The following is a 22,013-nucleotide window of genomic DNA, read 5'->3' on the forward strand; positions in this document are numbered from 1 at the left end:
TTACAAAGATTGCATTTTAATACCGATTAAGATGCAAATTGGCAAAAAATCGGACTAAGTGTATTTGTCGTTTTATCCTTGATGGCTGATTAATTAAGCGGTATGCCCACTCCAAGTTATTTTTCACCCACCATTTTGGAGCTCTTTTCACATTTCCTGTGTAGACGTCGAAACTTCCTCCCAAACCTTGGTATAATGCAGAATGTTCTTTCTGTATACGTTCCATTAATAATTCTTGTTTTGGTGATCCCATGGCTACAAAAACTACATCTGGTTTATGGGTTTTAATATCTTCAATCAATGCTAGCTCCTCTTCTTTGGTCTTTATATAACCATTTCTAAAATTGCTAATTCTAATATTCTTGAATTCAAATTTTAGCTTGTCTATAGTAGCTTCAATTACTTCTTGCTTGCCGCCTACAAAATAAAATGTCTTATCCTCTTGGTAAGCCGAAACTATATCCAACCATAATTCGCATCCTGGAGTTTTTACTACAGTTTTGTCTCCTTTCTTCTTTAGTGCCCATACTGCTCCAATGCCATCTGGATAGCCTACATTCCTATTGATTAAATTTCTGCTTTCATCTGTAGCATGAAGAATTTTTTCTGCGTTTACTGCAACAAGAATGCTTTGATTCTCAAAAGCAAATTCTATTAGTTGTTTCCTTGATGAAGGTGCGTAGGTCTTTACTCCATTAAGCAATTTATAGTCCATCTTTCAGATTTTGGGTTTCAAGAAAATAAAATGACATGGCATTAAACATAAAGGCATTACTCCAACGCATATAAGGTATCTTGGAGCTTATACCTTTTTTTAATTGATAATAAAAATACCCTTTTTTATCTTGCATATTATCCAATGTCCATTGTAATACGCGATTAGCTGAATCCTTGTGATTTGTATGAACTCCTAGTTTGCTTAGCGTTACAAATAACTGCCCTGGGCAATGAATATCTATTGGGTATGTCTTATTATGATAATATTTAGGCATGCCATTATCTTCAAAAAAATGTTCAATATAAAAATCTAATCCTTTTTCAATATTAGATTGAAATGATTGATCACCAGAAATAGATTGATATATTTGAATGGCTTCCAAATTATAGCCTGTGTGAAAACTATCGATCCAAGATTGTACTGGTAGAAGTCCATACACCCAAGAGCCATCTTGCTCTTGAGATTCACATGCAGCCAAAACCGCTTCTCTTGCAGTTTGAAGATATGTCTCATTACTAGAATACTTATAAGCTATACTCAGCAGTTTTGCTCCTAATAATGATGCGTTAAATACTGTATTATTTCCATCTAAAGGACTGTAAGAAAACAAAAAGCCACTTTTATGAGGTGTTCTGGACAGATCCTTCATTATGAATTCCGCTGCACTTAATGCTGCATCCAAATAATTTTTGTTCTTGGTTATTTCATAAGCTTCAAACAAAGCCTCGGCACAAAATGTTGTTGCTACAACTGTAGGTGTTTCTTTTGGAAACAAAAATAACCGTCTGGCTTGCCAATCGAAATTATATCCCCAGCACGCTCCAGAATATCCCTTAGTTTGAAGCGATAATAATAACTCTGCTAATTCTTCAACTTGTTTTAAAATATCTTCTGAATTACCAAAAGATTCATTGCCTGCTTTTGCCACTTTATACAAATTGCAATAGCCAGATAAAAATAGCCCTATACCTTTTGCATTATATTCTTTTGGAACTGCCAGTAGGCTTCTAAAATTTATAGGACTTCTTTTAAATCCTTGAATCCAGGCTAACCTAGCTAAATCCCATTGTTTAAGAGGCAGTGCTCTAAATACTTTAGAGTTTAATCCATCATAAGGATCCCATCCTTTGAACTGTTCTTGCTCACAGTATTTTTTTAGCCTTAAAAAGTTTTCTTCGAAATTAGACATCAATCTGTTGACCTCCTTCTGTTATTGATTCCAGTACTTTAAAAGAAGCTTTAGCAACTGCAACAATATCCTCAAAACTAATTGGTGCCTTTGCTTCATTGAGTAAGCCATTGATAAAGGACTCTACCATTTCTTTCTGCCCTTTGTTCTGGTTGATTAGTTTCTTTTTAAATGGCTTTCCTTTACCATAAATCTTTAGTTCTTTAAAATCACTAAGTATGGCTGTGGTACCAGAAGCATATACTTCGACATATTCTTTCGCTAAAGATTTAGAACCATTGGCATAATAACCAATAGTTCCTGTGGAACCATTTTCAAACTGAATCAAAATATTTACGGTATCATTTAATCCATGTGGATCTGGTAATGCATTTGCTGAAACTTTCATCGGTAAGCTTCCGTTAAGATAAGTTAGGTAATCTATGAAGTGACATACTTCTCCTAGAATTCTTCCTCCTCCTATCTCCATATCTTGAATCCACGTATCTCTTGGTATTGCTCCTGCATTAATTCTGTAAATCATACTCATAGGACCATCTCCTAAGGTAGATTTTATCTTTTTAGTTAAAGGAGAAAATCGTCTGTTAAATCCTACCATTACAGACTTACCTGAAGTTTTTTGAGCTTTGATAATATCTTCTAACTCACTTTCGAGCAAGCATAGTGGTTTTTCTACAAACACATGTTTATTGGATTCTAATCCCTTGAGGACATATTCCCCATGAGAATCATGTCGGGTTGCAATGAATAGAGTATTTGTTTTATCACTGAGTATATCTGCTTCTTGTGTTGCACAAAATTGAAACTTAAACTTTTCAGCTACACGCTTGGAAGTAGTACCAGTATTCGTAAGTACACCTATACGTTTTACCTCATCAGACTCTGGTATGTTAGGAAGTAGATTACCTTGCGCATAACTCCCTGCTCCAATAAAAGAAACATTGATTTTACCCAACTTGGTATCTTCTGAAGTGGTAATCGCCTCTTTGTTTTGTGCTTTATCTATATTATATTTTAGTGCAATTCCAGTAAAGGGTTCTGTTCTGTTAACAACTAAATCAAATGCTTTTGGTGCATCATCAAAGGCAAATTCGTGTGTGGTTAAGTAACCAATATCGATTCGATTTTTTGACAGAAGTTCTTGAAACGCTTGCATATTACGTTTCTCTGTCCAGCGAACATAGGCTACAGGATAATCTATACCTTTTTCTTCGTAATTAAGATCATAACGCCCTGGACCGTAAGAGCAAGCCATTTTGAGTTCTAACTCTTTTCTATACCAATAAGGATCTCTATCAAAACCTGTTGGTACTGCTCCAAGTATAACTACTTTACCTTTTTTTCTGGCTATGGATCCTGCAAAATTTATTGGGTCGGTACTCGAGGTCGCTGCAGCAATTATTATTGCATCTGCTCCTACACCCTTAGTAGCAGTATTAATTTTTTCTTCAATTCCAGGAGTGTTACGTGTCCATCCAAAATCTACAACATTATTTTCTACAGCTTGGTTTATTGCATTTTCAGATACATCAATCCCTATTACATTGACTCCAGAAGCTTTCAAAATCAAAGCTGCTAATTGTCCTAGTAATCCTAAACCAATAATGACACAAGTTTCCCCAAGTCTCATATCGGCTTGCCTTACTCCTTGCATAGAAATTGCTCCAAGTGTATTATAGGCAGCGTCTTTTAGACTAGAATCTTCATCTAGTTTTACACATAAATTTATTGGTACGGAAACAATCTCAGCATGATTAGCATATCCAGCACCTGCACATGCTACTTTATCTCCTATTTGGAACTCAGTGACGTCATCTCCTACCTCTATTACTTCTCCAGCACAGCTATATCCTAGTGGTGAGTAAGCATCTAGCTTTTTCATAACAGCTCTATACGTCTGAACTGGCCCTTGTTTTTTTAGGGTATCTATAACTTGCTTTACTTGTTGTGGTCGCTCTTTAGCTTTTCCTATAAGGCTTTTTCGTGCTGCTTGTACAGTTGAACCTTCTGTACCTGCACTAATAATAGAGTAGTGATTTTTGACAACAATCATTCCTTTTCCTACCTGTGGATATGGTATCTCTTGAATTACCATTTGTCCTGATCCTAACTTTTGTGTAAGTTGCTGCATTTCAATCCTGAATGTTTATTGGATTATTTTATTTAAAAGTTTATTTCTTTTTATAATTCTATTATAAATTATCATTGGCAAATATACTCCTGATATAAGAAAAATAACTAGTAAAAAAGGAGATAATTCAAACTTTAAATATTTAGTAAAAACGACATATAATGCTCCCATAACTAAAGTGTTCATTAAATATATATAGAAGGAATGTCTCCCTATCTTTCCTAGATGATCCTTGAGCCTTGTTTTTTCTATCATTATAGACATAAAACCCATAGTAGGTATTGACAATAATCCTAAACTTAGTTTATTGATTCCATAATAAAAGCTAAAAACAATTGCGGTTACAAATAACACTACAAACAAAATTCCAAACCTAGAGATGAGTTTATAATATTGATCTAAATATTTGGTGGCAATTATACCTAACACAACAAACAAAAAATAAAAAGAAAACAAATTAATATTGAATAGTTCTACTTCTTTGAAGAATTGTAATCCTATAGCGATTAATAAAAGGATGTGAATTTTATTGTTGGCTAATTTCATCAACAAAGGAAGGATGATGTAGAACTGAAATAAGACATAAATATACCATAAAAAGCCAGCTGGAGACTTTGATGGGTATAGTAGCATATCTATAAAGTCTTGTAAAATCCCCTCTCTTGTTGAACGATTCAAAACACCTTCTAGAACAATAAAAATGATAGAGAATAAAATATAAGGCGGTAAAAACTTAATTGCCTTTTTTTTAATAAACCTTTTATAGTCTTCCGAAGATATTAATGGTTTATAGGTATACGACATTAAAAACCCTGAAAGGAACATAAATAAAGGCATATGAAATTTATAGACTATGTCTCTAGACACTAAGTACATTGACGTCATGTCTTCAGTAAACTGTAAATGTCCATAAACTACTAGAATTATAGTAATTCCGACGGCTATGTCTATATCAATCAATCTTTTTCTATGCACAGCGTTTAGGATTGATAAAAAAAAGATTCTTTCCGAGTAACAAATAATCCTATTATACCCCAAAGTAATATATTATAATAGTAATAATACCCTGTATCTAAACCAATACAATCTATTAAATACATTCCCATTAGCATAAAACAAAGTACTTTCACTTTCTTGTTAGACTTAAAAACAATTTTAACTGTAGAAAACAAGTAAACTAAAAAGAAAAATAATCCAACAATACCGTTTAACAGAAGAATTCTAAAATATTCATTATGAGATGGTCTTCCGATGCCATCTCCAAACCATTGAAAAAGGGTTGCTTGTTCTGTAGCCCAAAACTGCCAATAATCTTGCCAAATGTATCCTCTACCTGCCAAGGTAAATCTTGCATCTTTTATCTCTCCTGTTTGATATCCTACTTCTTTACTAAAGAGTTGTTCAATATTTGAGAAAAGTGTGTCCCCAAAAACTAATCCTAAAACAATAACTACAGCCATAATAGTAAATGCTGCTCTAAATCTTAATCTAGAAAATATTAATATTAGAATAACCCAAAGTCCGATGATAGCAACAGCTGCTTTACTAAATACTAAGTAGACAGAAAACAAAGCACCTAAGCCAACGAGCATAAGTCCATAGGAAAAGATTTTATTCTTCGGTTTAAATAAATGAAAAAAAGCTATGATTGAAAATAATGTAAAGAGTCCATAAAATCGTACAGGAAAAGCATCATGGTAGAACCCAACATATCTAGTAAGTCCTACCGTTTCTCTCTCTTGAAAAACTACGCCTGTTTGAAATTGATATAAGCTTACTACAATAGGAAAAACTCCACTAATGATGATAGCCAATAATAACTGTTTCAATTTTTTTGAATCTCTAACCAAATAAGGAATTATGTAAAATGCGAAAAAGATATTTATGACAATAAGCATTAGCTCAATGGTTTCTAAAGGTTTTATTGGCAATGCAAAGATGAAACCTAGAGATAAAGCCGCTAATAACAGGTAAGAGTTTTTCTTCCAAAAATTCGGAAAAATTTTCTGTTTTTTTAGAACTGGAAAGAAGATTAATGGAATTATAATCCCTCCAAAAGAACTAAAAGAGAGTGGTCCTACCCTATATTCCCAAAACGCATCAATAATGGATTTTGTCGCAACTACTAGTAGGAGTGCTGCGAACATCCCTTTTTGAATTCTTATTAAGAAAATCACTAAAATGATTATTAGTGGAATTATAATCATGATACGTCTTTAATCACTTTGGGTAGAGCCCTATATGGTGGTTCTAGTTGTTTTATAATTTTGATTGGGTTACCTGCGGCTACTGCACCTTCAGGTATATCTTTGTTTACTACAGACCCTGCTCCTATTATTGCATGATTCCCAATAGTAACATTCCTCATTACTACAGTATTAACACCAATAAAAACATGATCTCCAATAGTTACATATCCAGTACCATCATCTTCTGGGTTAATAACATGTGCTGCTCCATCGTGTGATAAAATATAACAACCGTGTGTAATTAGACAATGATCTCCTATAGATATTTTACCCCGTCTTACATCTATCTTAGCCCCTAAGCTAATCATAGTATTCTTTCCTATTTTGGCTCCTGAAGCTCTCAAAAATGTCAATTGAAAAAACCTAAGAATATTTCCCAGATAATGTACCATTTTCCTAATAATTATTTTCATGAAGCCAATGTATTTGAAATGATTTCTTTAAAATTTTCAGATATTTTTTCAATAGAAAACTCATTGACTACGTATTGTCTGTTACGATATCCCATTTCATTTCTTTTTTGCTTATCTGACAATATTTTTCTCAATGCTGTTTTAAACTCTTTTAATTCTCCTGGTCTAAATGAGTATCCATGTATCTCATCTTTAAACACTTCGCGATGTGCGCCTACTGGCGTAAACAATATAGGCTTTCCAACAGACATGGATTCCAACAAAGATCTCGAAAATCCTTCAGAATAAGAAGCTGTTAAAAATATATCTGTTGTCTGTAAATGTTTTATTTTGTCTTGCCCAGTAATAATTCCAAGGTTTACATAATTCCCTTTATAAACTGATTGTAGAATTCTATCTTCGGCTTCAAAAGGATCTTCATAAGTAATTCGCTCTCCAGTATATTGATTATAAAACACACCTCGCTCACCTTTGCGCATATTTCCTGCAAAATAAAACTTAACATAAGGGAATTCTTGACAAATCTCAGGAATTATTTTTAGGATATCGGTATACCCCTTGGCTTTTGTCATATGTCCAATTACTAATATTTTACCTTGTTCTACATTTACGGATTTATCAAATGAATATTGATCAATATCCATAGCTTGGTAAAGAACAGCTGTTTTTGAATGCTTAACATAAGGCTCAAATTGATCTCTTAAGTATTCTGCCTGAACAATAGCATTATCTACTCGTCTCAAACTAAACCCTATTAAAGATTTAACAACTCCTTTGAACTGCTGAAAGTTGAGTTTAAAATGACTACCTCTTAAATGAATAACAACCTTTGTTCCTCGTAACTTACTTAGTAGTATCACCCATATATCTCTTCCTAGCCAACCTACTTGAGTTGGTGTTATTGGGTAATAAACACATTGTATACGATTTGTAAACAACAGCTTAATTAATTTAAAAAAGAAAATAAAGAAATAAGAAATCATAGAAACATCTACTTTTCCTTTTTTCGTGTTGTCTTTCCTAAAATTAGTTTTCAAAAACTTGATTTCAAAAGCTTCATTCAGAGTTTTTGACTCCAAGAACTGTTGCATACTTAACTCAGGACCTGAGTATGGTGGTGGCGCAGGTCCTATAAATAATATCTTTGGTCTTTGTTTATGCACTTTGCAGAATATGTTTTACTTGTTGCACCCATTTTTCAACAGATAAATCTTCTCCTTTAGATTTCGCCTTCAGGCTAAACTCTAGTAGCTTTTCATTATTGTTTAATAGGTCTGTAATTTTATCAATATTTTCTTGGAATTTATTATTTAGCACATACCCGTTTTCACCTTGGGTAATGTAACTAATCTCTGGCCCATGCTTATCTGCTATCAAAGTAATATAAGGCCTACCATAAGCAAAAGCGTGGTTAATAGATAAACCTGAGAGACCTGGAATAAAGACTATACTATTTCTAGCCATTATTGGGGCTATGTATTGTTCATCAATTATGGCTCCATGCCATGTAATATTTTCATCTTTAGATGCAGCTTCTTCAACTATATTTTTGTCTGGTCCATCTCCTATGATCTCTAATTTCAATTTTGGAATGACTGACTTTAGTGAATCAAAATATTTAATCAAATCACCAACTCTTTTAGATGGGATAAGGCGGCCTATAAATAATATGCTTGGGTTTGCAGGTGGCGGAATAAATTCATAATATTTCTTCACTTCATTTGTGTCAATCGTATTATTTGCCCAAAATGCTTTCTCTGGGCTTATTATCTTTTGCTCAAGAGCAGTTTCGCAACTTTTCTGAGTATAAAAAATGATAATATCCAGTTTGTTAAAATAAAACCTAGTAAGCAGCTTGTTAATTTTCGCTACATATTTATTACCAGACTTTAAATACATATGGTTGTATGAAAATATCTTGAATTTTAAACTCTTTAAACGCCTGTAAAATAATAGCACAAGTAATATGACAAGGTTCTTGTTTTCTACGGCTAGGTAAACAAAGTCCTTATCCTTCAAATTCTTTAATATTAGTTTTATGACCTTAAGGGATCTCCAGAATTCTTTTTTGTGTTTATCGACATAGATAACCTCAGATTTGGAAACTACTTTACCTGTTTTAAAACCAAGTTTATCATTTTGCTTCCCAGCCATAACCAGAATATCAAAAAAGGAGTGCAATAAATTCAGTCTTTGAATATTGTAAAAGTTATAGTTCGGTAGAATCCAGAGAATCTGTTTTTTTTTCATCTTTAGAAAAACTTAGATACTTTTTCAAATCCATCTAAAACAGTTATCTTTTCATTGAAATTAATGGTATGAATTCCTCTTAATTTCTTATCCCAATCTGGTTTTAGATTATCGATCAACTGTTCTTTGTATTCGTCTTTAGTCAAAACTTTTATCTCATTGATATTGATTGATGATCCATAAATTCCTGTACAATTTTGTGATGGCCTAAACATCTTACCATCAGAAACAAATAAATTTCCTGCAGGCCTGGCCACTTTTGCATCTGTAATCACAGGGTTCTTCTTATGAGGTGTCCAGTTCCCAGTTATAGGATTCGTTGCATAAAACACAAACAGCTCATCATGCTTCGTACTTTTAGCAGTTTCGTCTACAGACGTAAATAGCCACCATAATTCATTATGATAAAAGAGTGTGGTATCCACAGCAGCAATGTTTTCAAAAAGATTCTTTTGAAAAGACCATTCATACGGAAAGTTATCACATTTATAGAGTTCAATTGTTCTGTTTGAAGCAGTCTCAGGTATCATATAGTAATCGCCTTCATATTGAAAAATAAATGGATATGAAAAATGATAATCATTATCAATTACCTTGGTTATTTTATCAACCTTATTATCAACGATATCTAAAACAGAAATGTGTCCTTTGCTAATAGACCAATCATATTCTTCTACAAAAATATAGTCTCTATTATTTTCATGTACAAGAAAAGGATCGGCCCAAAACATTGACTTTTTTGAGGTTATTTTCTTCATTCTCCTGAATGAGGTTTCAGGAGTTTGTTTACCTTTTCTATAAAGTAAAAACCATTGATCCTTGTAAAAAGTAACATCTATAATCTGTGCAACTACTATCCTTATGTATTTAATCAGTAAAAGTAATCCTTGCCAATTGCCAGGTGCTTTGTATATTTTTCTGGTATAAAAATCATTTGCAGGATTTAACACTTTTTTATTACTATAGAATACATCTGTTCCTTCTTCATGTAGTTCTTTTAAGAGCCTCGGGATTATCTTTATTGCTCTCCAGTATATCCTGTTTTTATTTTCACGAATATTATATTTATATGTGGCAACCCATGTTCTGTTCAACACATATCCGCCATCCAAATCTTCTGACAATCTTTGTAAGATGCACCCTGTTTCTTTCCATCCTTGCAAGACTTCCCAAAAACCTGGTGGGCCTCCTCTGTTTACTTTATTATCACCATGATGAAAAGACCAAACTCCCTGCTTTGAGACGCTATTTAATATTCCTCCTTTTAAAATTCGAAATCCGAACCTTAAAATTATATCTAAATCATAATCTTTGATCTTATCTAGATCTTCATCAACTATTATATCACTAAACTTAGTCGTCTTTGGCTCTACTTCAATAACAGGAACATTACTGTCTCTATAATCTTTTTTAGCAAAAGCATTTACGTGCTTTTTGGTAAGCTTTTTTGACAAGAAAGCGTCAAGTGTTTCTATTATTTTATAAAATATACTGCCTCTATACTTCCAAAGCTTTTCGGATTTTGTCAGTGGATTCGGTTCCTTTCTTTTTATAAACAGTACAACCTCAGCATAAGAGGATGCGTTTATCTCTTTAATAATTTCTCTTTTCCATTCCTCAAGAATGAGAGAATTAACTAGGATTCCTACTTTGATTTTATCTTTCACACTTTTATCCTTTACAGCCATTTTTTATACCAATTAATCAAAAAGTAAATTGTCCATACGGAGTTTGTGTATTGTGTATTTCCGTCCTTTAATAACTGAAGTTGCGAATTTACCATTTCAAGATTAAATAGATTGGTTTCTTTATTGAATTGCACAACCTCATCCTTCACTCCATTGTATATGGTTTCGCTTGCCCACTCTCTAATTGGCAAACAAAATCCCATCTTTTTTCGGTATAAAATGTCATCAGGCAATATACGCTCTAATGCTTTTTTGAGAATGTATTTATTAACTCCATTTTTGATTTTGTACTCTCCAGGTATCGAAAGTGCTAACTGAACCATTTCATGATTTAAAAAAGGGCTGCGTGCTTCTATAGAATTGGCCATACCCAATCTATCTGCCCTAAACAAGAATCGTTCTGTAACAGCTTGCCTATAACCTGAATAACAGAGCCAGTTTATATAATCAAATTTATTACCATCTAAAAACTTATTGTAGTCTTCCTTCAATCTTTTGACATACTCATAAGATGAGTGCCCGTTCACTCTATCTTTAAACTCACTAGACAGTAGTTTGTGCTTTGCTCCCTCTTTCATACCTCCTGCACCTGGCCAATAAAAATCTTCTCCTTTTACTAATCGATTTGCCATTTCGGAAAGTGGTTTCCCTGGATAAATAGCATCGGCAACTTGCTTAGATACTTGTTTCAAAAATTTTGGTGCATTGTTGGCTACTTTATAGTACTGATACATTTTAACATAGCGCTCATAGTTGCTATATCCACTAAAAAGCTCATCTGGACCATCCCCATTGAGCACAACTTTAATATTCTCTTCTTGAGCTAATTGAGATATAAAGTAAATTGGGATTGCTGTAGTATCTGCTTGAGGTTCGTCATAAATATCAGTTACCTTAGGTATGAAATCTAAAAGATCGTTTGGTGTAACTGTTTTTATAAAATGATTGGTATTGTAGCGAGATGCTATTTTTTCAGCATATTTTAATTCGTTATAATCTGGCTGATTTTCAAAACCAATCGTAAAGGTTTTAATTTCATTTTGCGTATTATTACGCATTAAAGCAACAATAGCAGAAGAATCTACACCTCCACTTAAAAAAGCTCCAACTGGAACATCTGAGATCATTCGTAAGCCTACAGATTCTTCAAGCTTATCGTACACCATATCTGCCAACTCATTTTCGGTTGAGAAGTTGAGTTTTCTATATTTTAAGTCATTGAAGGACTCATACTTTTGTATACCATCCTTGTTAACCACCATATAGTAGCCAGGTTTGAACTTAGATATACCCTTAAACATAGTATTAGGAGTAGAAACTGTATTGAATGTTAAGAAATCATACAATACCTTTTCATCTAGTTCCTTAGTAATCCAAGGTAATTTAAAAAGAGCTTTAAGTTCTGATGAAAACATAAAGCACCCGTTCATTTCGGTATAATAGAGTGGTTTTTTTCCTGAACGATCTCTGGCTAATATTAATTCCTGCCTAGCTTCATCCCAAATTGCAAAAGCAAACATTCCATTCAATTTTGCTATCATATCTAGACCATACTTTTTATAAAGCTTTAATATGGTCTCGGTATCCGAATTAGAAAAGAATTCTTCTTGTTTCAAATATTCATTATTGAGAATCTTGAAGTTGAAAACCTCTCCATTATAAGTAATCACATTCTTTGTCGCAGTATCAATCATTGGCTGATGTCCAGCTTGGGAAAGGTCTATGATGCTCAATCTTGTCTGCCCCATACATAAATTTCCTTGACTATTCTCCCAAATTCCTTTATCATCTGGGCCGCGATGTTCCATCGCTTTATTCATATCTGTTACTGATTTACATAAATCCAGATTAGTTGATGACAACCGAAATATTCCACTTATACCACACATGCTCTTTTCTAATTTTTTTCGTTTACTATTTGATTGTATATATTACGATAGTTTTTTTCCATGCTTTCAATACTGAAATTTTCCTTTGCATAGTTGCGTCTTTTTTGAGACTCATCAAAAATTAAATCTTTGTTTTTATAGTAAAAAAGCAACCTTTCTGATAGCTCTTCATTTGTGTTAACTATATTTTCGGGCTCAATAGGTTCCAAAACTTCCTTAAACCCTCCTGAATCACTAAACGCAATTACCGGTTTCCCAAATAAATAGGATTCTATTGCGACATTACCTGTTCCTTCATCGTCGCTGGGGTGTACTACGATATCAAAAACTTCATAAAACTGAGCCATTTCAGACTGATATCCAGGTAGTTTAATATAATCTTTTATCTCAAGATATTCGATTTGTTTTTTAATATCTGGCATGGACGGTCCATCTCCTACTAAAAGCACTTGCCCTTTACCTCCTTTATCTAAAAACATCTTAAACCCATCTAGTAATCTATCCACACGTTTTCTTGGGATGAATCTAGAAACCAAACCAATTGTAAACTCTTCATTGGCACTCTTTTTCTTCAACTCAGCAAGCTGCTTATCTAAAGTTGACCCGTTGGATACTATGCTAATATTGATATGCTTTAAACCATAATGTTCTTTAGATTTTTCTATCAGGTGTCTAGATTTTGTCACTAAAGCATCTACTTTATGTAAAAACCATTTCTTCAAGGTTTCTCTTGTAAAATACTTTATTGCATTCTCCTTTCTTACACCTTTAGATAAACCACAAATCGTGTATACTTTAGCTGCCTTACTTCTATAAGAAGCATATGCTCGTATTGGAGAAAAATTGTATTGATGAACAATATCAAAGTCATCAAAAATTTTCTTTAGACGATTGTAGGTTTTTGGATTAAAATCAAAACCTCCTTTAATATTTGAAATAATCAAAGGCACATTGTTTTCGACTAAATAATCGTAGTATTCTCCTTCAACACGATCAACCATAATACTGGTATCAATACCTTTTTTGGTTTGCTGAATCGCCAACTCAATAGTTGTGCGCTCCAAACCTCCTACACTTGGACTATTTATACAATGTAAAATCTTCATAGATATTGGTTGTTTTATCCATCTATTTATACTTTTTTTCTTATGGTTTTATACAGGTCAATTATAATAGACTTATAAAATAACATGGTGATTAAAAATGCTAGAAGTGTTTCAAAAACTAACTTAAGCGTTGCATTTATGTGCAATTCTGTAAACTGACTAAATGTAAATACGTATTCCAACATAAAAAGGAATAACACACATACTAAGATTCCTTTTAAGTATTTCCAAAAATCTCTCAAGTCAAACTTCAAATACAGCCTCAATAGGATATGAGTTAATATCCAATCTACTATTTTACTTATAAGCAATAACCACACTACTGTAAGTATTCCGTAAAATGATCCTATAACTATAGCTGCAATAGTCATTATTGTCCTAACGACAGAAATGTAGGTAGTGATTTCTGGTTTACCAAGACTGGCAAATACAGCACTTGTAAATTGCGTAATAGACTGAAATGCGCCTGCAAAACACAAAATTCGTATAATTGGAACAGCTTCTAACCACTTTGACCCAAAAACAAATTCAATGATTAACTCAGCATTTAATGCAACAAGAGTCATTACAGGGAAAACAATCATAGCTACCAATTGTTTGGACTTAAAATATCCAATCTTCATCTTCTGTAAATCATCTTTTACTTTAGAGAGTGATGGAAAAAGTATATCATTAAACACATTAGAGACTCTTTTCACAGGAGTATACATTATGTTATAAGAAAAAGCATAATATCCAATTATTTTAGATGAAAACAATTTCCCCATAATTAGATAATCTATATTTCTGGTGATATACTGAAATCCATTACCTAAGTCATATTTCAATGAATACCAAAACATCTCTCGCACCTCATTAAACTTGAAGTAAAAATTAGGTCTCCATTTACAGTACTTTAGAGTAAATATTAATCTAAAAAAAGTAAGGCTCAAAACTTGTAAAACCAAAGCATAAACACCTAAACCGCAAAAAGCACCAACAATAGCAACCACAGCACTTAAAACTGTTGCAATAACTATTATTTTACTCGTAATATTGAACTTTAAATCGCGTTCTAAAATTTTATGTTGTACAATAAAGAAAGGATACAATAAAATGAAAAGAGAAGTCGCTCTAATAATATTGGTTAACTCAGGCTTTTCATAGTAGTCAGCTACAAATTGAGCTGTAAAAAATACTATTAAAAATGAAAACACCTTGGTCATTAAATCCAACCAGTATAATGTAGAAATTTGGTTTTTATTCATGTCGGCAAAATGGATAACCGAGGAACCAAAACTTATATTCGTGAATACGGCTATAAATCCTATATACGTTGTTGATAAAGCAACAATACCAAAATCTTCTGCTAGTAATAGTCTAGCCAAGACAATATTTAAAACTATGGCAACAACCTGGTTTAGAACACTAGTTATTGTCAGAAAAAAACCTCCTTTTACAGTCTTGGATTTTAAATCGTGCAATGAAATTAAAATTTAAATAATCTAATAAGAATTAAGAAAATATGTTGTTACTATCTCTCTTTGCAATTCTTATATCATCTCTCTTTACAATAAATGTTTGGATTAATTAGCGATAACAATTTTTCTATTTCATACGTAAATCCCTAATACCTAAAACAGTAATGTTACACATATAGCTTTTATGCACATGGCTGTTTTATGTTGAATAATTTTAAATTGTCGAGGCAAAACTAACCAATTCTAAAGACTAAAAAAATCAATTTCATCTTTAAAGACCCTAATTCAAAAATTACTTCATAAATAATCAATATAACATTGTTAAAATCAGTTATTCCCTACAAAAAACCACTGTTAATCTTATAAAATATTCTATTATAAAGTAGTGAATTAAGCATAAAAGCGTTCTTTCTTCCCATTTTATAAACCATACAACTAGTTTTTTTTGCTAACTACCTCATTTTCCTACATTTGGATCACCCTCAGAATTAATAAACGCTCGTAAGAGATAATTGCTAATGTTATGAATAAAAAGTACCCCCTACTGGTGCTACTGGCTTTGCTATGCATTGCTGTTAGCTCTAGTCAATCTGTAATCGTAACTGTAGACAGAGCCAACATAGTTGGTCCAACAGATACTGGAAACCCGCCCGAAATCTCATCAACTGGTCTTACCAGAGGTTCTGGTGTAGTTTTGGCAACTAATAGCCAAAATTTTACTAGTTCTCAATGGGATGCTACTTCGCAAGCCGAAGCTGTTACTAATAACGAATACATTGAATGGAATGTATCTGCAAGTGCTATTAATAGTATTGAAATCACCGAAATTGATATCAGATCGCGTATCAAAAACGGCCCTGCCAACTGGCAAATATTCTATAGCCTAGATAAGTTTACAACACCCGGAATTGCTGTAACATCAATTCAATCTGCTTCAACCACAGCAACAAATTTTAACTTTAATGGTCTTAGTATAGTATCTGGGTCTGGTGGCACTATAACCTTTAGGCTCTATGCTTGGGGAGCAACCACTAGTAATGGTTGGTTTAGAATTACCAGAAGAAATGCTTGGTCAGATTTTGGAATTGATAGCCCTGGTTTGAGACTCTGGGGAACAGTTACAACTACAGCTCCAAACAGTATTGAATCCAATATTGTTGAATCTACTTTTGACGAACCAGACAACATTGACTACACGATGTACACTTCTACCTCTGGACTTACAGACGTTAATGCTATAAAGATTGGAGAATTTGTAATCCAAGATGGTGGAGACGACCTTACAGATGCAGATGCACTAAGTACTATTCTTACTGATATCGAATTTTCGATAACAGGGTCAGAGTATTTGGCTGCTATTGCAATCTTTGATGGTTCCACTAATATCAATGAAATAACTTCAGTATCATCAAGCGTATCCTTTAATGGTTTAACTGGACTTTCAGCAAGTGATGGAAGCACCAAAACTTTTGATGTTTATGCCACATTCAATACTGCTGTTGAAGACAATGAACAAATACAACTTACTATAGATTCTGCTACTGCCGATGTAGCCTCTGGTTCTTCCTTTGCAGAATTCGATGCAGGCGGAGCTAATACTTCAATTGCAGGAGATGATAACAGGATCGAAGTTACTGCAACTGAATTAGATTTCTCAGTTGAGCCTACAGATGTAAATCAATTCGAAGCCATTAAGCCTAGTGTTAAAGTTATCGCTGTTGATCTTAATGGTAATGTAGATTTGGATTTTACTGGGTCTATAGATATCACAACAACTGGCACATTCGATGCTAGCGCAACAACTTCTGCTTCCGCATCAAATGGTGAAGCAACCTTCAATAATTTAGCATTTTCAGTACAGGATATTGGGATTACTTTAAATGCAGATTCAACAGGTTTAGTCACAGGCACTAGTACCGTTTTTGACGTTGTTGGCCCATTAATTGTTATTGCTATACAAGATTTTGATGGCTCTACCCCAGAATGGACTTATACTAATGACACACCATTCTTTGATAATGGCTGGGGAACCGATGGCTACTATGGTATTATTGATTTCGCATCAGCAACACCATTAGATTTTGGAGGTTTCTCTGGAAATATTTTAGGTGAAAATGACTTAGATGATGAAGGCGGTGGTGCACCAGGTTGGGCAACAATCACTTTCGACACAGTAGACATTAGTAACTACGACGATGTTGTTTTGTCTTTTGACTGGGATATTCAAGGTTATGACAGAAATGCAGATGACGCACAATATCGTTTAATATATGATGGATCTAATGAGCCAAGAGTATTTCTTCTAGATGGAAACGGACCTATTGAAGATGATGAAGGTACAATATCAATCAATATTCCAAATTCGGTATCGACTGTAGCTCTAGAAATAAGAGTGCGAAACAATGGTCTTACAGGATATTCTGGATTCGACAACTTTATGCTCTCCACTACATTCGATGGTCTTATATATAAAGATGCCGTATGGTCGCCAAATGAACCAGACGGGAGCACAGGATCCGATGATGCACTGGTTATCAATGGTACTTATTCTGTTAACAGTGATGTGATTATCAATGATATTTTTGTAGTAAATTCAGCTGGAATTGATATAGAGAAAGCAACGTCATTAACAGTTAACGGAAATCTAGTTGCCACTGATGAAAGTGTCGTATTGAACTCTGATTCAGATGAATATTCAAGTTTAATTGTAGATGGAAATATCGTTGGTGATGTAATCTACAACCGTCATGTCAACACTAATACAGGTGGTAATGATCTTATTGCGCCTCCAGTTTCTGGCGAAAGCTTTACAGATTTCTTGGCAAACAATAGTAATATTGTTAGTAACGATACAGACACACAATTTTTGTTTGGCCCTTTCGATAAAGCTACAGACACCTATTTGCTATACTCAAATACTGAAACCGCTACATTAAATGCTGGTACAGGATATAGAGCAGCATCTACAGATGATTTAAACTTTACGTTTACAGGAGAAGCTAACAATGGTAATGTAGACGTGCCTATTGTTACGACAGGCCCTACTAACCCTGAATGGAATTTAGTAGGAAACCCGTATCCATCATACTTGAGTCTTTCAGACTTTTTAGCGACTAATAGCGCTCAATTCGAGCCTGCCGCCACAGGTATTTATGGCTATGATGGCGACGCCTCTGATGGCTGGACTATTTGGAATCTCGCATATTCAGATGCTAACCCAGGAGCTGTAGTAACGCCAGGCCAAGGTTTCTTGGTAGCCTCTGTTTCAGGAGGCGGAACTGTATCCTTCACACCAAGTATGAGAGCTATTGGTAGTTCTGATGACTTTATTGTAGGTAGACAAGGCATCGCAAACAACACTAGTTTTGTGACATTAAACCTTAGCAGTAATATGGAGTCTTACAACACTACCATTTACCTCAGTGATAATGCCTCAACAGGACTAGACTTCGGTTACGATGCAGCTACATTTGGTGATATTGCACCTGCATTTTCTATCTTCTCTCATTTAGTAGACAACAATGAAGGGAAGGATATGGCTGTACAAGCAATACACAACAACGATGTAAATAACAATGTTGTTATTCCGATCGGTGTTAATGCGACTCAAGGTCAACAATTAAGCATTAGTATATCACAGTCCACGATACCTCAGGGTATCAACGTATATCTAGAAGATACCGTTACCAATACATTTACCTTACTCAACGATGGTGACTATACCCTTACACCAAACACTCAACTCATTGGTACAGGTCGCTTCTTCTTGAGATTTGAAGCAGAAGCTCTATCTGTTATTGATAATGAATTTACTAGTTTACAGGTTTACAGCACAGCCAATCCGAAGCGTGTCTATATAAAAGGTTCGTTAAATGATACAGCTACATTTACCTTATATGATATCCAGGGAAGACAGGTGATGTCTACATCTTTAGAAAGCAATGTAACGTCTCAGTTTGTAGATGTAGCGCACTTAACTTCTGGAGTATATATTACGACTATCAGTAGTAATAATACTGTAAAAACAGAAAAGCTTATACTCAGATAACAGTCAACTTTTTTAAAACAAAAAGCGCATCCCTTTGGATGCGCTTTTTGTTTGCTCATTAAGTCAGAAACTATTAAAATAAAAGTAACATGTTCTCTACACAATATTTTTATTATATTTGCCTCATTAATCTTTCTTACTAGATTCCGTCTAGATACCACCTTTTTTATCATACATTTTTTTTCACCCAAAAAATTTAACCTAAAATGAAACATTTTTACATTTATTTATGGGTCTGTATGATATGTTGTTCTGTATCTGCACAGACTTTTAATGGTAACGGTTCCACTGGATTAGATGGAACCTTAGGAAACGGTAGTATAACCATCAGTGATGGAGGCGCAACAGTAGATTTCACTTTCTCTAAGGGATCAGGATCTGGTGTATTCAATAAATATATTGTACTTTATCTCGATAGTAAACCAGGTGGCATTACATCTACTGCAAACTTAACAGACGCTTCTATTCCTCGGACTCGTGCTATTTCTAGATTCAACGGCTCACTAAGATCAACTCTTAATTTCCCTACTGGTTTTGAACCAGACTATGCTATTGTAATAATATTTAATGATGCGGCTGTATACGAACTTGTAGAAAACTCTAGCTTACCCTTCGTTGCCGATCCAGGGCTTAATCCTTTCAATGATCAATTCGCTGCTTCTCATAACTTTAGCGTTAATGATATGGATATTAATTTATCAAATTTATCAGACTTGAAATTTGTAGCGAGTGCTGTAGGTTTTTTTACCGACATATCCAATGAGTTTATAGGGCGTACCATTTATGATGGAGATGCGTTACCAAATCCAGGTTTTACAACAGTGGATATGCAAACCTACTTTCAAGCTTCTACTGGGTTTCAAGGAGGCGAGGCACCTTCTCAAGCTGATGGCAATTGGTCCAATAATGCCACTTGGCTTAATGGTAACCCACCTTTTGTGAGTGACAAGATTACCATTAGCAACAACGTTACCTTAGATACTAATGTGACATTAGATAATACAATTGAAATTACATCCTCAAACACACTAGCTTTAGATACTGGGTTTGAGATAACTGGTACAGGAACTATAACTGTAGGAGACGGTGGTGCTTTGCAATTAAATGACGGTAGCTCTACCTCAATATCTCCAACGTATGCAACAAATGGAATCTTAAGGTACTTTGGTACTTCCGTAAGTGGTCCCGGTAACGAATGGCTACCAAATACTACTGTTGGTCAACCTGGCGGTCCTTCTTCTGTAAGTATTGGAGCTCGTGACTTTTATTTGAGCAATCCTCCCGCAGCCGATAATGCCGACGAAGACTTCTTGTGCGATTTGCTCACTATTCCTTCTGGTGGCGATTTAATCATAGAACCAACCAAAAGCCTAACTGTTAATGGCAATTTAACCAATGCTGGTAATCTTACAATGCAATCTGACTCCCAAAACTATGCTAGTCTGTTAATTGATAGTGGAATCTCTTTTGGAGGCACAAACACCTATAGTAGACATGTTAATACTATTGCTTCTGGCGGATCTACTACAGGGTCTAACGACCTTATTTCACCACCAGTAACCAATGCGAGCCAAACTTTTGGTGCATTTAGAACTGCTAATAGCAATCTTCCTTCTGGGACGATAGGAGGCTCTCCAGCATTTTTGTTTGGTCATTTCGATAATAGTATCCCAGAATATGTCAACTATACTACAGCAAACGATAGTGATGTTTTAACAGCTGGTGTTGGCTATAGAACAGCCTCAACCGATAACGCTCCATTCACTTTTCAAGGTGATATATTATTCTCTAACGTCAATGTTCCTATAACTATTGGTGCAGGTAGCCCTTGGAATTTAATTGGGAACCCATATACTGCTTATATCAACGCTGGAGATTTCTTAACACAAAATGCTTCGCTTCTTGATGAAAATGCCTCAGGTATTTATGGTTATGATGGTGCTGCAACAGATGGATTTACTATAATAAACTTCAATAATGCAAATACTGCGACAAACTTAGCCCCTGGACAAGGATTCTTCGTTTCTGCAGAAGCAGCAGGCAATATTACATTTACACCTGCTATGCGACGTTCATCTGGTGGTGATGATTTTATCGCCGGTAGAGCTGCTAATGCAACCAACCACTACTTAAAATTGGAAATGACCGCTACTGATAAGCGATTTGTTACTGAGTTTTATTTCAATAATAATTCGAGTTTGGGATTAGATCCTGGTTATGATGCCATAAACTTCAATAATGAAGCTCCTGCATTTTCCATCTATTCGCATTTAGTGGAGAACAATGAAGGAGACATCATCGCAATGCAATCCCTAAACATCGATGCCCTTTCTAATGTTGTGGTGCCTTTGGGTATTCATGCAAGCCAAGGAGAACAGTTCACGATCTCTATTGATGAGTCTACCTTACCGAGTACTACCAATGTATACTTGGACGATACCCAAAACAGTACATCGTTCTTGTTAAATGATGGAGATTTTATATTAACTCCTAGCACAACTCTAAATGGTACGGGACGTTTCTTCTTGCGCTTTAGCGAAGATGCACTGAGCATTCCTGAAAACAATGTTGATGCTCTAAATATCTTCACCAGAAACCAGACCAAGGAGATTGTCATTGAGGGGCAACTCAATGCAGAATCTGTTGCATCTCTTTATGACCTTAATGGACGATTAATCACGGACAATACCTTGTCTACCGGCAATATCTCACATAGCATTGGTACGGACGGGCTAAGCAGTGGCGTGTATGTTGTTGTAATTTCTAATAATAATTTCAGAACAACTAAAAAAGTAATTTTGAAATAGTCTTATAAACCAAGCCAAAAAAAAAGCGCTTCCATTTAGGAGGCGCTTTTTTTTGTTAAAACCTA

Annotated in this window: 14 protein-coding genes; 2 read left to right on the top strand and 12 right to left on the bottom strand. The window is 34.4% G+C overall.

Going from position 1 to position 22,013, the window contains the following annotated elements:
* Positions 1–16 precede the first annotated feature (16 nt).
* From NCE97_RS13860 to NCE97_RS13915, 12 genes are read right to left on the bottom strand one after another with little or no spacing between them, the layout of a single operon-like run.
* The gene (locus NCE97_RS13860) at positions 17–715 is read right to left on the bottom strand and encodes a WecB/TagA/CpsF family glycosyltransferase (protein ID WP_353779876.1); all 699 of its coding nucleotides are present in this window, start codon (positions 713–715) and stop codon (positions 17–19) included.
* On the bottom strand, positions 705–1,907 hold the full coding sequence (locus NCE97_RS13865) for a glycoside hydrolase family protein (protein WP_353779877.1): 1,203 nt from the start codon (positions 1,905–1,907) through the stop codon (positions 705–707). Before NCE97_RS13865 ends, NCE97_RS13860 begins: the two co-directional genes overlap by 11 nt.
* Entirely contained in the window at positions 1,900–4,038 is a 2,139-nt protein-coding gene (locus tag NCE97_RS13870) for a Gfo/Idh/MocA family oxidoreductase (protein WP_353779878.1), read from the bottom strand. Before NCE97_RS13870 ends, NCE97_RS13865 begins: the two co-directional genes overlap by 8 nt.
* A 15-nt stretch (positions 4,039–4,053) precedes the next feature.
* Positions 4,054–5,013 carry an acyltransferase family protein gene (locus NCE97_RS13875; protein ID WP_353779879.1) on the bottom strand — a complete coding sequence of 320 codons (960 nt, stop codon included), beginning with the start codon at positions 5,011–5,013 and terminating at the stop codon, positions 4,054–4,056.
* A gap of 5 nt (positions 5,014–5,018) precedes the next feature.
* On the bottom strand, positions 5,019–6,245 hold the full coding sequence (locus NCE97_RS13880) for an O-antigen ligase family protein (protein ID WP_353779880.1): 1,227 nt from the start codon (positions 6,243–6,245) through the stop codon (positions 5,019–5,021).
* Positions 6,242–6,700 (bottom strand): acyltransferase, encoded by a 459-nt coding sequence (locus NCE97_RS13885; RefSeq protein WP_353779881.1) that lies wholly within the window; start codon positions 6,698–6,700, stop codon positions 6,242–6,244. Before NCE97_RS13885 ends, NCE97_RS13880 begins: the two co-directional genes overlap by 4 nt.
* Positions 6,697–7,863, bottom strand: coding sequence for a glycosyltransferase family 4 protein (locus NCE97_RS13890; protein ID WP_353779882.1), 1,167 nt, complete (start codon positions 7,861–7,863; stop codon positions 6,697–6,699). The genes NCE97_RS13885 and NCE97_RS13890 overlap by 4 nt, the downstream gene beginning before the upstream one ends.
* The gene (locus NCE97_RS13895; protein ID WP_353779883.1) at positions 7,856–8,950 is read right to left on the bottom strand and encodes a glycosyltransferase family 4 protein; all 1,095 of its coding nucleotides are present in this window, start codon (positions 8,948–8,950) and stop codon (positions 7,856–7,858) included. The genes NCE97_RS13890 and NCE97_RS13895 overlap by 8 nt, the downstream gene beginning before the upstream one ends.
* A 2-nt stretch (positions 8,951–8,952) precedes the next feature.
* Positions 8,953–10,638 carry a glucosamine inositolphosphorylceramide transferase family protein gene (locus tag NCE97_RS13900; protein WP_353779884.1) on the bottom strand — a complete coding sequence of 562 codons (1,686 nt, stop codon included), beginning with the start codon at positions 10,636–10,638 and terminating at the stop codon, positions 8,953–8,955.
* Entirely contained in the window at positions 10,629–12,527 is a 1,899-nt protein-coding gene (gene asnB, locus NCE97_RS13905; RefSeq protein WP_353779885.1) for an asparagine synthase (glutamine-hydrolyzing), read from the bottom strand. Before asnB ends, NCE97_RS13900 begins: the two co-directional genes overlap by 10 nt.
* 8 nt (positions 12,528–12,535) lie before the next feature.
* A complete protein-coding gene (locus NCE97_RS13910; protein ID WP_353779886.1) occupies positions 12,536–13,633 on the bottom strand; it encodes a glycosyltransferase family 4 protein in 1,098 nt (365 codons plus the stop codon).
* A gap of 26 nt (positions 13,634–13,659) precedes the next feature.
* Positions 13,660–15,096, bottom strand: coding sequence for a lipopolysaccharide biosynthesis protein (locus tag NCE97_RS13915; protein WP_353779887.1), 1,437 nt, complete (start codon positions 15,094–15,096; stop codon positions 13,660–13,662).
* A gap of 520 nt (positions 15,097–15,616) precedes the next feature.
* On the opposite strand from NCE97_RS13915, the gene NCE97_RS13920 reads away from it, so the two are divergent.
* Entirely contained in the window at positions 15,617–19,141 is a 3,525-nt protein-coding gene (locus NCE97_RS13920; protein WP_353779888.1) for a DUF8693 domain-containing protein, read from the top strand.
* Between the two features lie 206 nt (positions 19,142–19,347).
* Entirely contained in the window at positions 19,348–21,948 is a 2,601-nt protein-coding gene (locus NCE97_RS13925) for a DUF8693 domain-containing protein (protein WP_353779889.1), read from the top strand.
* Positions 21,949–22,013: the final 65 nt, after the last annotated feature.

Origin of the sequence: Winogradskyella sp. 3972H.M.0a.05 (genome assembly GCF_040493455.1) — a bacterium.
Lineage (GTDB): Bacteria > Bacteroidota > Bacteroidia > Flavobacteriales > Flavobacteriaceae > Microcosmobacter.